The following is a 12,871-nucleotide window of genomic DNA, read 5'->3' as shown; positions in this document are numbered from 1 at the left end:
CTGAAGCATTTATTTATGTTGCCATGATTCGATTAATGCTCAAGCAACTTGCGTGATGAAAATCACATATCTAAAACTTCTCAGACATCCTCTAATAACTTCCGATAATAGCGACACAATTAGAGAACTATTATATCTCTGACGGGGCGACAAAATAAGCTAAAAAGCTTACGAGATAAAGAATGCAGCAATTTATGGTAGAAAAAGATCGGTATGTCAAGATTTAGTCACGGATTTAATAAAATTAAGTCGCAATAAGCGCAAGTATTATCAACGGGGTCTTAGGGCTATGGAGCTTATTTTATCTGTATCCTAGCTTTTTTTGTCGCCCCGTCAGTTGTGCAAGCTGTAAATAGCTGAAAGTCAGTCTACATAATGTGCGCGGATGGTTTAAAGATGCTAAAGCCCTCAAGTCCTTGTATATACTGCAATTTAGCCATTTTTGTAGTCACCCCTTCACCAACACCTACCCATTCGCGCACTTGGCAAAAAAACTAGTCTGATTACTTAAAATTTTTCCTTAGCAGCTAACATCTGTAAAATCTTTTCTACATGATCCAACTCTCCAACGATTCGCCGAATTGGGTGCGGCCAAACCTTGACAAGGGTAGGAGTTGCAGAAACCTGATTGAGTTCTGCTTGTTCTGGATGAGTTAAAACATCAATCACTTTCAGAGTATAAGGATGTCCGAGCGATCGCTCTAATAATTCGTGTAAATTTTGCAGAATGCGTTCAGTAGTACTGCTATGTCCGGCTACAAATAAGCGGAGAACATAGCCTTGTGTGATGACTTCCTTTTTTTGTACTATTACTGGTTGGTGGTATTTTGGCACAGGTTCAGAAAGGTCTAGACGGACAATTAAATCGTGATCTTCCCAAAGCTGCGGGAATGACGAACGATAAGTTGTTAACACCATGCGATCGCACAATCCCTCCTGCCAGGGAGCTGCTTGCCATACTAACTCCCCTGTGCCAAAAATGGTATTAAGCAAAGTTTGATGTCTAATTACAGCCGAATAAGCTTCAGCAAAAGTTCGCACTTGTTGAGTGCGCGGATCTAACCAGTGGTCAATAGTCGCAGTATAACAAGGCACTAAAAAGTGCGGCGGCTCTGGTAAATCTAGGATTTCTTGCAAAGCCGAGCATAAATGCAAGTGCCATCGACCTTGCTTGCTAGGGTCGATGCAATAAATTACATCTCCTCCAGGTGTAAATAGCGCAATGCCTTTAAACAACTGGGGTGTAGATAGTTTGTTTGTCGTCAAGTTATTCACAGAGGCTAGGAAGCTAAAAGTAAAAAATTCTCTCTTTTACCTTTTACCTTAGCTATAACCGCAACCAGGATCAGCTAGAAAATTCGGAACCCATTAAAAATCCCATAAATCTCGTTATCAAAACTGGAAGAAAATGCTCTTGATTGCCAAGAGGAACTCTAACCCGCTCCTACGTCGCTAACGCTTCTCTACCAGACGCGCAAGGGACGCTATCGAGTGTCGGTACGAGCGCCACCCCTGGTGATGCGGCTACTGTGTACACACAAGTTGAAAAATCCTCTAGCCACATTTTTGTCAGAGTGAAACTGTCACGCTGACCCACATCCCGCCTCCCGCCCTGAACTGAGGTTCAGGGCTGATAGCTTGCATTCCACTAAGCGTAGACTGAATTGATCATTTAGTTTACGCTTAGTGGACTTCAGCTATGAGACTCGGAATTCATTCCGAGGCGGGATAGAAACGCAGTGCGAGATTTATTAATAAAGATATGGCTGCGGACTTCTGTGTACACCGTAGCCTGCTGCGAGGAAGCAAGCAAGAGCGTCTCTGATAGGAGAAGGGATTGAAGGAAAATCTAAAATCTAAAATCTAAAATCTAAAATTGAATAACTCCTAATCTCCAATCAACTCCACTGCATCTCGTCCATCGCAATTTTGTAAGTAAACTTTGACAATTTCTTCTTTAGCAGTAGGTAACTGCTTGCCAATAAAATCTGGGTGAATTGGTAATTCTCGATGGCCTCTGTCTACCAATACAGCTAAACGAACCACTTCTGGTCTACCGTACTCGTTTACGGCATTCAAAGCAGCGCGAATAGTCCGTCCTTTGAAAATTACATCATCTACAAGTACAATTGTTTTCCCTGTCAGGTCAAAAGGAATGTTGGTTTTCGCTGGAGTCCGCAACCCAATTTTGTCGAGGTCATCTCGATAAAATGTAATATCCAAAGCACCGACCGAAACGGTTACACCTTCCAGCGTCTCAATTTGACGCGCCAACAATTCGGCTAATAATACACCTCTGGTATAAATACCGAGAAGGACTAATTGAGACAAATCACGCGTCCTTTCCACAATTTGAGAAGCAAGGCGAGTCAAGGTACGACGGATTTCTTCGGATGAGAGAATTTCAACTACTTTGGCAGACATAGTGAGTGATAAGTTAGGAGTGATGAGTTAAGAGCTAGGAGTTTTTATTCTTAACTCCTAATATCATGTCCGCTTGATTACTTATTAAACCCGAAGAACCCCACCCCGCCAAAGATGCGTTTTGTCTCCCCACCTGAAGAGCGGGGAGGGGATTAAGGGGAGCCAGCGCTCAGAGGGGTCTCCCCAAGTGGAGCATCTGGCGTGTGGGGTGCAATGACTATGGGAATCACAACTAATTACCCGGACATGATATAACTCCTAACTCCTAACTTTATATTTATCATTACCTATTTTGGAGTAGTACAGCAGAATTCAAGTATTTGAACCATATCTGTCGTAGGGGCACAGCATTGCTCATTGGTGTCAACTTAAGAAGATTTTGCCCAAATTTGCTGGGTGTAAGCGTCAATCTCTCGGTGACGCTTACGCCTAGTTTTGACTAATCCAAAGAGCTTTTGATGTTCCACAAGATAAGGAACAGCGTCACTGGCATCATCACGGAGAACAGCTTGGGAAAAAGTTTAAAGCTCACTGGAGATAGCAATGAAAATATTTCTTTCTCGATTTCTTCCATGGGCGGCGCTGGCACATATTTTTGTTGACGCAGGTCTGGGTTGCCTTTTCGCGCTAGACGTTTTCTACTCATGATGTATCACTAATCACATCAATTCAGATATTCTTAGATTACATCTTCTGCCTCCTTTTTGCTTAAGTTGACACCAATGAGCATTGCTGTGCCTTTACTGCGTGGTCTATTTACCTGAAAATAGCTGTAAGTTGTAGTTTTTCACTCTTCCCCATCTGTGATAATTTACAGTATAGGTAAAATTATTGATTCTGCATTCTTGTTTAATCGGTTCAATTGCGGGTGTTTGATTTATCGCGATCGCTATGTATAAATCACTGCTAGCAAAACTTAAACCGCAATCTTAATCTCTTACTATTTGTCTAAATACATAACTACTTGATGGGATATATGTAAATTTTATCTAGCTCATCTTCTGACTTGAATTCATAGTTTTTATCCCCCAACTTGCAGTAATTTATGTTATCTATATCTATTGACATGGGATATTTTAGTGAATATTATATCAATCAATCCGGATTTCATTTACTTCTCTGGAAATCTCTGTAAGTCAATCCAACACTATCATCACAGCACTACATGAAACTACGCTGGTTATTACTTAGTCTCACAAGTATTATTCTACTCTCGTCGCCAGTCAAGGCGAATTCCAACACGAATCAAGTTGACAGCGCAGATGGCGGGAGTGGAAATCAATCAGAGTTACAACTACCAGAACTAAAATTCATTCCCCCAACTCGCTCAAGCGATTTTCTTAACCCAAGAGAGACTCCTAAATACACTGGTATAGTTACTTTAGGACGAGAAATATCGGAACTAAAAACTCCAATTAAAGCATTAATTGCTCGCTACAGATTCCTCACTCCCGGAATCTTTTTTATGGACTTAGAAACAGGCGATTATTTAAATATCAATGGCGGTCAAGCTTTCTCCGCCGCTAGCACAATTAAGTATCCTATTTTAATTGCTTTGTTTCAAGGAATAGATACAAAGAGAATCAAATTAACTGAGACATTGGTAATGCAACGTAAACACGTTACTGGTGGTTCTGGAGATATGCAGTATCGGCGGGTGGGAACTAAGATTAGTCTTTTGGAAACTATAACTAAAATGATGACTATTAGCGATAATACCGCTACAAATATGATTATCGACCGTTTAGGTGGTAAGGCAAATTTAAATCAGAGGTTTCGCACTTGGGGATTGCAAAGTACTGTGATTCACAATATGTTAGGAGACTTTAAAGGAACTAATAAAACTAGTGCAAAAGACTTAGTACGATTGTCAGCTTTGATTACAAATAATCAGTTAATTTCTAATACAAGTCGCTCTCAAGTTTTAGGTATCATGATTCGTTGCCATAATACAAGCTTACTCCCGTCTGGTTTGGGTTATGGGGCAAGTATTGCTCACAAAACAGGTACTCTAAGGTTTGTACTTGGAGATGCGGGTATCATTGAAACACCATCAGGAAAGCGTTATTTAGCAGGAATTTTCGTGCGAAGACCGAATAATGACGAGAGAGCAACAGCTTTTATTCGTCAAGTTTCTCAGATGGTGTATGGCTACTTTGAGCAACCAAAAGTTAGCCATCTACCTTAATTATTGACGTTTTTTACCGGGACACAAACACAAGTCTCAGTAGAAGTTATATCAAACTCCGCAGAAGTTTTGTGGCGAATCACAAACAACAAAACTGTATACACTAATTAAGTTTTTGGATTGTTTATAAAAGCATTGTATCCTGATTTCTTGACATTCTCTAACTGTCTAATCAAGAAAAATTACGAAATAGTTCTAATATCCGTTTTCGGACTCGTTCTATAACTACTCCTGACTCAGCAGATAGCCCATAAAATAATATCTCATATATCAATGAATGGTACGCCCAACTCTAACTCTTCTAAAAGTGTACGCTGGCTAAATACATCTTGTGGTTTGCCTTCTAGCATCAGTTGCCCTTTATCCATGACAAAAACCCAGTCAGCCCAACGATAAACGAGATCCAAATCGTGGGTTGCCATTACTAAAGTAGTTCCATCTTGATGAATTTTTTTCAGGGTTGCTATTAAGTTACGAGTATGTTTTATATCTAAATATGCAGTTGGCTCATCCAAAACCAGCAGTTCTGGTTGTAACACCATCACATCAGCTATAGAAACTCGCTTTTTTTGTCCTAAACTCAGATGATGCACTGGTCTTTCTGCTAAAGTAGTCAATTCAAATTCAACTAATGCTTGCTCTACTCGGTCTTTAATTTCTGGTTCTGGTAAACCCAAATTACATAACCCGTAAGATATATCTTCTTCAACAGTAGAAGCTACTAATTGTTGTTCTGGATGTTGAAATACTAGTCCAACCTTCTGCCGTAAGTTACCAAGATAATTTCGGTTATAAATTAACGGTTCACCACGCCAACGTACAACACCAGAATCAGGTTTATATAGACCGTTAGCTAATAAAAATAGTGTCGTTTTACCACAACCATTTTGACCAATTAACGCGCACCTTTTGCCAGATGGAATCTTCAGTGTTAGACCATTCAAAGCTGATTCCTGTGCCCCTGGATAGGTGTAATATACCTGCTCAAATTCGAGTAAATATTCCTGCATTTCGCCAAAATTCTAATCCTATTAATCCTACACAGCCGCAAATTGCTTCGATGATATACCGCCCTTGGGGACGATAGCGGCGCGGATGCCAAACTCGAAATTCACTCACAAAACCCCGTGCTTTTAGTCCGAGAGAGAACTGACTATATCGTTGTAAGGTTCGCTGTAATAGTTGTCCGATTAGTAGTGCTAAACTTTTCATTCCACTACGCCAAGTGATGTAGCCACCACGGGAATTTTGTGCTGTCCACAATTCATTGGCTGTGTTCAGCAGAATGAAAATAAACCGATACATTAGTAATAACAAATCGGTTAAAAGCACTGGACATCGCAAGTAACGCAGAGTTTCTAAGATTTCCGTGAAAGGGACAGTTAACATGAGAAAATATAAGCAAGAAACAGAGGCTAATGCTCTGGTTAAAATTTCCAATGCTTGGATACTGCCACTATGACTGATATAAATATAGAAGTGTCCGAGAGTTAGTCCATACCATGAATCTAATTGCACGCTTCGCAAATCATTAATCGCAACTCCATTCACCATCAGTGCTGGTAAACTTGTCAAACAAAAAACTATGGTAAACAATAACAACCGAAAATAAACACCAGCCGGAATTCTTGCATAGATAACTGTCCAAACACTCATCCAAAGCGCCATCAACATTTGCACTAGCGGATGGGTACAAAGGGAAATAGCAAGAGTAGTAAATGCAAAAATCAGCTTATGTTCTGGTGGCAATCTTCGCAGTCGATTAGTATAAGCTAAAGTATCTAGTTGCAGGTTCATTCTTCACGTTTTTGTTGTTGGGAACGTCCTTTATACAACCCAATTGCATAACCGACTACTCCAGCACCCAAAGCTGCTTGCGAAGCAAATAACAGGCTTTCTATTTCACTACTAGCTGGTTGAAAAAATGATTTAAACCAGGGTTTATATCCAGGTTGCATTTCAGTAATTGCTTTTTCGGCTTTGTCATCAGAACCGGCAAATTCTCCACCACGCACAAATATTAACGGTGCAACTGCTAAAGCTAAGACAGCTACTACAACAGCCAGTTACTCAACGCTTTTTTAGATTGACTCATTGCCACTTCGTTGTTTGATTAATTTCAGTAATTCCAATTCTTGAGGATTATAAGATTGCAGCCAGTTCCATACCAACACAGTTAGCAATCCTTCACTAATTGCTAAGGGAACTTGAGTAATCGCAAAAATTCCGGCGAACTTGGCAAAGGAAGCAATAAACCCACCAACAGGGGCGGGAAAAGCTAGGGCGAGTTGGATAGAAGTGATAATGTAAGTGAGTAAATCTGCGATCGCAGCTGCTAAAAATATGGCGATTTTTTGTTTACCACCCAACTTGATTGTCAGATTATATATCCAGTAAGCCGCAAATGGCCCAGCGATCGCCATCGAAAAAGCATTTGCACCCAGCGTTGTTAAGCCGCCATGCGCCAGTAACAAAGCTTGAAACAACAATACTAAGCTACCCAAAACCGACATAGTAAGGGGGCCAAACAGCACCGCACCTAACCCCGTTCCCGTAGGATGAGAACAACTACCTGTGACAGAAGGGATTTTCAACGCTGACAGCACGAAAGTAAAAGCACCAGCCAAGCCTAACAGTAGTTTCAGTTCCGGGTTAGCTTGGGTAATGCGAGTCAGACTACGCAATCCTAGTAGAAAAAATGGTAATGCCACAATCCACCAAAAAATTGCCCACTGCACTGGTAAAAAACCTTCCATAATGTGCATCGCGTAGGCGGGTTTTGGTAAACCAACTACTAGATAAAAACTGATAACTCCCATCAGGGTTAGACTGACTAACGCCTGTTTTTTTCTTTTCATAATCTGTACCTCGCAGATTTATGCAAACGAATTGATTCTAACCGGCGGGCATCCTGACTCACCCAATTTTGGTTTACAGTTGCGGGACAGCGCCGGATTTTCACCGGACTTTCCCCTTTGCGTCCGATGGCTGCTCCCCATCAGAACCGATTGCAGTAACTATATCACCATTACTAATTTTGAGCCGCGATTTTTTACCGAAACAGTGCCCAGAGATGACAATTGTGCCTCCCTATTTCAATTTATAAATACACTCCACCAAGCTAAACTATAAGGCTGAGTCGCTTCATTGAGCTTTTGACGAAACTGGACGCGGATTTTGTAATTTCCAGTAGCAGCAACGGGGCAGAAAATATGTTCTACACTATCGATGTCGCTGATTGAGGAACAAACAGCAACAGCATTTGAATTTTGAGCATCAGCTTTTACTAAGTATAGGTCGAGATTATTCAAACCGCGATCGCTAAAATTTTCGCCCACGTCATATTGCTGGTTTTTATTTTTATCATTGAGTTTCACCAATCGATCCCAACTCAGCGTGACGGCAACAAAACTTCCCTGCTTTAACGGTTTTGCTAATATATAGTCAACATATGCTCCAACATTGATTGTGTGATAATCCCAACCAATAGCTGGCACCGCAGCTGATGGCGGCCATTCACCAGCACTAAATTGCTGATAAGCGCGAAATGCATTCAAATGACCCGCTCCCATTTGGGCATCCAAGGGAATCTTTGGATCTTTATAAGCATCTGAATCTAGCCAGCTTTGATTTTGTTTATCAATTAGCGTTCGAGTCATTCCCAACCGTAAGCCATCACCGCTATCTTGGATTTTGTCTGCTGAATTCAGCAATACAGCTTTCATTACTTGATGATGGCGAGAATCGATGCTCCAGTGCGGTTGTTTTGCCCGCATTTGTCTGTCACCAAATTCCTGCAACAGAGCAACAGTAGCCGTAACTTGAGGCGCTGCAAAACTGGTACCTGTAACCTTGTTCAATTTGCCATCTGGATTCAGCAAAGGAATGTTATTCCCAGGAGCAACTAAACTGATAGCGCGACGGATACCAAGATTAAATTCCTTTCCAGCAAGCCTTCCACTCACTCCTTGGTTAGCACCGGCCAGATTAGCCACGTCTACTTTGTTAAAAACTCCCCCTCTGCGGGATGAAAAAGCCACGTTCAATCCGTTAAAATTATCTGTAGGAATGGGAATACCACCCTTACCTTGGTTGCCTGCGATCGCATACAAAACATCATGAACCCGACTAGACCAGTCAACACATAAAGTTAGCAAAGCATTGCCATCTAAAGTAGCATCCGGTCGAGGATCGCGGCTCAGAGGTTCACCAAAGCTAAAGTTAATGGCACGAACATCGCCACCATTTTGTAATGCTATATGCTGGGCTGATAAGCACTCTTCCGCCTGACCCATGTTTTTAGTAGAACCCACCGCAGACGAATACAACTGCGCTCCCGGAGCAACTCCCGGCAAAGCTTTGTCTTTACTAACCATCACACCAGCAACATTGTAGGCGTGGGAGTCAACACCGCTATTTGATTTAGCTGGCCCATTGCGTAAGAATACTGCTGCTAAAGATATGGCATGATTTTTAGACACCGCCTTATCCCACCCAAACATTCCCGGTCGGCCAATTTCCACTTGACCAATAGCAATCTTACGACCGATTAAATTATAAGGAGGTTGGTGTAGCTTCAGAGCATCAATACCGTTAGTTCCTAGTGCAGATTCTAAAGCTGAAGCAATTACCGGCGCACTCAGACAAGAAGCACTTAATCCCCAAATTATCCAGGTTAGTTTTTTAGTCATTGGTGATTTGTCATTGGTCATTCAATTTTAGATTTTGAATTTTCGATTTGGGATTGAAGGAAAAAGCGTTCGACTGACTTGTGCTGAGCTATGCGTTACCCTAACCCTGCCGAAGAGTCACGCCGAAGTCTAAAATCTAAAACCCAAAATTAGCAGAGTCAGGAGTTCTTATTTTCCACCACTCCCCATTCCCCAAAAAAGCCCGGATCAAAATTATGAGTCTTGCTCAATGTTTTGTTACAATGCGTACAGACGAGGACGCTTAAAAACCCACTAGCCATGACCCAAAACCGATCTCAAAAGCCCATTGTAATTGCTCCATCTATCCTATCAGCCGATTTTAGTCGTTTAGGTGACGAAATTCGCGCCATAGACGCGGCTGGAGCAGATTGGATTCATGTTGATGTAATGGACGGTCGTTTTGTACCCAATATTACGATAGGTCCTCTGATTGTGGAGGCGATTCGTCCGATTACGACCAAGCCACTAGATGTCCACTTGATGATTGTAGAGCCAGAAAAGTATGTAGAGGGATTTGCTAAGGCGGGTGCCGATCATATCACCGTACACTGCGAGCATAATGCTTCCCCACACCTGCACCGTACCTTGGGGCAAATTAAAGAGCTTGGTAAGAAAGCTGGAGTTGTACTTAATCCTGGTAGCCCTCTAGAGCTAATTGAATACGTTCTAGATTTGTGCGATTTAGTACTGATTATGAGCGTCAACCCTGGTTTTGGTGGTCAAAGCTTTATCCCTGGTGTATTACCCAAAATCCGCAAGCTGCGTCAAATGTGTGATGAACGTGGTCTTGACCCTTGGATTGAAGTGGATGGAGGATTGAAGGCAAATAATACCTGGCAAGTTTTGGAAGCGGGAGCCAATGCAGTTGTCGCCGGTTCAGCTGTATTTAACGCCAAGGATTATGCTGAGGCGATTACAGCAATTCGCAATAGCAAGCGTCCTACCCCAGAATTAGCCAAGGTTTAATTCATTTTTTGATTAACTGTACTCCACAAAAATCAGGTGAGCAAATTGCCCACCTGATTTTTTTAGACATAAAAATACTGGAAGCTATTCAAGTTTTGAACTTCCAGTAGTTGCTATATAAATTGAAAGTTTAGAAACCACAGATAATCCAGGTTGGGAGGACTAGGATTACAATAGTCGAAAGAGAAGCGTATGAGATACTAGTTCTACCAGCCACGACAACGATTTCACCGAAACTTTTCTATTTCCGTTCCTGGTATTGGTGTTAAGCGTTTGCTTTATTAACTAAAGCAACACCAACAACAGTATAGAAAGTTTTATAAGCATTACTCGCACCGTCTGCAGTCGGTGAAAGCTGTGTGAAGTTTGGATTGGGAGAAGCTACCGCTCCAAATTCTCTTTGCTCAGACTTCCTCGAAAATAGAACCACCAGTAGCAACGGTTGCATCATCGGTCTTGGTGTAGGAGTTATTTACTCCATGAAATGCTGACTACTCTTGTAATCATTTTGATTTATTTCATAGTCAGAACTAATCATTGATTTTATTTTTTAAAATTAACTTGTTTGCCAATCACCTCTTTTTTGGTTTAAGTTGTAGTTTTTACTAGTTTACCAATTTCATTAGTATATATTTGCCATATTGGCAGATTTTTTAAAAAAATATCATAATTAATCACTGTTATAGAAAACCTGCCATGCTATAAATTTTAAATTAGCGTAGCAGGCTCTCAGACACTTAATTAACTTTAGGGCAGAATCTATTGATTCCAAATAGTTGTTAATTAAATCCACAGCGTTTCAAGGAAATATCTTGAGCGCTTTCTGGATTTAATTGCGATTTTATTGATTGATGATCGTTAATTTGCTGTGTCAATCTCTGATCTAAACTACCACCACGAATTTCTGTTTTTTGCTTTCCAACTACTTCCAAATAAGCTCGGTCTTTGATTTTGCTTAAGCAGCTTGATGATCCATTACTATCAGATATTGAATCATTAGCCTGTTTCAGCATTTTTAGGTTTTCACTTTGCTGTTGATTTGTTCTACTGGCTTTAGAGTTGTCTTTTAGCAATCGATTGTAGGTGCGATATGGAATGTAATGGAGAGGATTATAGCCAGCAAATCGTAGCATTAAAACACATGCCCAGGAATATTTTCCAGCAAGAATTGCTTCAACTACTTTATCGAATTGTTGAGCCTTCACTGTCTTATCTAAGTTACTACTAATGCCAGCAATGTCTTGATTCATCATAGGTTTTAGTTTTCTGGGATGAAGTAAACTAGTTCAGTTTCTACGATTGTTGATGTTTTAATTGAGATTTACAAACTGCACTAGTCTTTTTGCAGCTGTTTAATCGCTTCTGGGAAAATATCGTCAATGAGAGTGAAAGGTAAAAATTTACCTTTGTCTTTTCATATAACTGGTAGGACAAAAGTTTCGCGTGGCTCTTGATAGATACAATTTTGTCCTCTTAAACTTTTTCAACTCCTAATTCAATAAAATTTTATCTGTTCGCCTGCTTGTATTTCTTACTACTGCTGAATTAAGCATTTTCCGGGAATTTCGCATATTTTTTTCGGCTAGTAGAGAAAATTTATTTATCTTTGAGCGTTAACAAGGCTATTCGTATTTATACTATTTTTTGGGGCAAATGTCATCTACTAAACTAGTAGATTGATCAGTTAAATTTACTGAATATATTTCGATACGTACTTCTGTATTGTGCAACTTTTAATTTTGTCCTCATTTACTAATTCATGAGGGGTAAGACCCCTCATCCGATATCAATTTAAACCCTTTATTATTATCGAGTCGCTAGAAAATATTACCATTAACGATAAGCTAAAGCAACTTCTAAAAAGAATAATGTATAGAGAATTTAAAAAACGTGAGTAGCCATAGGTATTGAAAATTTTTTTAAATATTTTCAATTAAATAATGTTATTGATTAACCTTGGAAGTCTTGATATACAAAGGCTACAGCTTTAGCTTATCTAAATGAAATCACTGTAAACTGATCATGAATATTTCATGAGCATCTACCAGGAATCACAGATAGCCTAGTTTTAAAAGAGAATTAGTGGTTAGTAGTAATATATATAGTTTTAATTATTATCAACTTAGTTAAGCAAAAGACCTGTGACGGGATGCTTTCAAAGCTAGTAATATTTGCATTTTTTGAAAGAGTAGTCTTGAATTCTCAATCCTTCAACTCTTACCATTACTGAAATTTTCTTTCGCTTCCGGAAACACTCAGAAAATAAAATCAGAAATCTAGACTCTGCTTTCATTTGACAATGCACATACTATAGCAATCCTAAATAATTCGTGAACAACGAGATCCCCGACTTCTCTAAGAAGTCGGGGATCTGAGTCTTGTGATTTGAACGAAATCAAATAGGATTGCTATATACCAATACGCTTGGGTTAGCGCCAAAAACCTTAAACTGTGTAGGTTGGGGAGCCACTGCGCCCTTGCGGTTTCCCGACTTGTCCCTTGCGCGTCTCCCTTTGGGAGAAGCAAGTGGCGTTTGAGGAACGAAACCCAACATTTGTCGTGCTTTGTTGGGTTTCATGAC

11 protein-coding genes, 3 pseudogenes and 1 riboswitch are annotated in these 12,871 nt (G+C 40.3%); of the genes and pseudogenes, 2 read left to right on the top strand and 12 right to left on the bottom strand.

The window, feature by feature from the left end:
• Nucleotides 1–507: 507 nt before the first annotated feature.
• The 4 genes and pseudogenes from V7K36_RS32535 to V7K36_RS32520 form a co-directional block, all read right to left on the bottom strand.
• Entirely contained in the window at nucleotides 508–1,275 is a 768-nt protein-coding gene (locus V7K36_RS32535) for a circadian clock KaiB family protein (protein ID WP_335122023.1), read from the bottom strand.
• 169 nt (nucleotides 1,276–1,444) lie between these two features.
• Nucleotides 1,445–1,597 carry a hypothetical protein gene (locus tag V7K36_RS32530; protein WP_335122021.1) on the bottom strand — a complete coding sequence of 51 codons (153 nt, stop codon included), beginning with the start codon at nucleotides 1,595–1,597 and terminating at the stop codon, nucleotides 1,445–1,447.
• Between the two features lie 290 nt (nucleotides 1,598–1,887).
• A complete protein-coding gene (gene pyrR / locus V7K36_RS32525; RefSeq protein WP_334826148.1) occupies nucleotides 1,888–2,424 on the bottom strand; it encodes a bifunctional pyr operon transcriptional regulator/uracil phosphoribosyltransferase PyrR in 537 nt (178 codons plus the stop codon).
• A gap of 368 nt (nucleotides 2,425–2,792) precedes the next feature.
• A pseudogene (locus V7K36_RS32520) lies at nucleotides 2,793–2,942 on the bottom strand (IS4 family transposase); the annotation flags it as partial.
• Nucleotides 2,943–3,589: 647 nt separating this feature from the next.
• Between V7K36_RS32520 and V7K36_RS32515 the strand changes: the two are divergent.
• The gene (locus V7K36_RS32515) at nucleotides 3,590–4,612 is read left to right on the top strand and encodes a serine hydrolase (RefSeq protein ID WP_335122019.1); all 1,023 of its coding nucleotides are present in this window, start codon (nucleotides 3,590–3,592) and stop codon (nucleotides 4,610–4,612) included.
• A 172-nt stretch (nucleotides 4,613–4,784) separates the two neighbouring features.
• Here V7K36_RS32515 and V7K36_RS32510 read toward each other — a convergent pair.
• The 5 genes and pseudogenes from V7K36_RS32510 to V7K36_RS32490 form a co-directional block, all read right to left on the bottom strand.
• Nucleotides 4,785–5,622, bottom strand: a pseudogene (locus V7K36_RS32510) (energy-coupling factor ABC transporter ATP-binding protein).
• Nucleotides 5,597–6,409: a cobalt ECF transporter T component CbiQ gene (gene cbiQ / locus V7K36_RS32505; protein ID WP_335122017.1), complete on the bottom strand. Its 813-nt coding sequence runs from the start codon at nucleotides 6,407–6,409 to the stop codon at nucleotides 5,597–5,599. Before cbiQ ends, V7K36_RS32510 begins: the two are co-directional and overlap by 26 nt.
• Nucleotides 6,406–6,707, bottom strand: a pseudogene (locus V7K36_RS32500) (energy-coupling factor ABC transporter substrate-binding protein). The gene cbiQ and the pseudogene V7K36_RS32500 overlap by 4 nt, the downstream one beginning before the upstream one ends.
• Nucleotides 6,694–7,470 (bottom strand): energy-coupling factor ABC transporter permease, encoded by a 777-nt coding sequence (locus V7K36_RS32495; RefSeq protein ID WP_335122015.1) that lies wholly within the window; start codon nucleotides 7,468–7,470, stop codon nucleotides 6,694–6,696. The pseudogene V7K36_RS32500 and the gene V7K36_RS32495 overlap by 14 nt, the downstream one beginning before the upstream one ends.
• A 26-nt stretch (nucleotides 7,471–7,496) precedes the next feature.
• Nucleotides 7,497–7,636, bottom strand: a riboswitch (cobalamin riboswitch).
• Between the two features lie 71 nt (nucleotides 7,637–7,707).
• Nucleotides 7,708–9,303, bottom strand: a complete 1,596-nt coding sequence (locus tag V7K36_RS32490) for a S8 family serine peptidase (RefSeq protein WP_335122013.1) — start codon at nucleotides 9,301–9,303, stop codon at nucleotides 7,708–7,710.
• A 279-nt stretch (nucleotides 9,304–9,582) separates the two neighbouring features.
• Here V7K36_RS32490 and rpe point away from each other — a divergent pair, with 279 nt between their 5' ends.
• On the top strand, nucleotides 9,583–10,290 hold the full coding sequence (gene rpe / locus V7K36_RS32485; RefSeq protein WP_334831741.1) for a ribulose-phosphate 3-epimerase: 708 nt from the start codon (nucleotides 9,583–9,585) through the stop codon (nucleotides 10,288–10,290).
• 265 nt (nucleotides 10,291–10,555) lie between these two features.
• Here rpe and V7K36_RS32480 read toward each other — a convergent pair whose 3' ends face one another.
• The 3 genes from V7K36_RS32480 to V7K36_RS32470 form a co-directional block, all read right to left on the bottom strand.
• Complete coding sequence (locus tag V7K36_RS32480; protein ID WP_334831743.1) at nucleotides 10,556–10,741, bottom strand: hypothetical protein; 186 nt, start codon at nucleotides 10,739–10,741, stop codon at nucleotides 10,556–10,558.
• Between the two features lie 328 nt (nucleotides 10,742–11,069).
• Nucleotides 11,070–11,540 carry a HetP family heterocyst commitment protein gene (locus V7K36_RS32475; protein WP_335122025.1) on the bottom strand — a complete coding sequence of 157 codons (471 nt, stop codon included), beginning with the start codon at nucleotides 11,538–11,540 and terminating at the stop codon, nucleotides 11,070–11,072.
• A gap of 1,145 nt (nucleotides 11,541–12,685) precedes the next feature.
• Complete coding sequence (locus V7K36_RS32470; RefSeq protein WP_335122011.1) at nucleotides 12,686–12,868, bottom strand: hypothetical protein; 183 nt, start codon at nucleotides 12,866–12,868, stop codon at nucleotides 12,686–12,688.
• Nucleotides 12,869–12,871 lie beyond the last annotated feature (3 nt).

Source organism: Nostoc sp. (genome assembly GCF_036919555.1).
In the GTDB taxonomy this organism is placed as follows: domain Bacteria; phylum Cyanobacteriota; class Cyanobacteriia; order Cyanobacteriales; family Nostocaceae; genus Nostoc.
The sequence above is the reverse complement of the archived record's forward strand: the minus strand, read 5'-3'. Positions and strand labels throughout refer to the sequence as shown.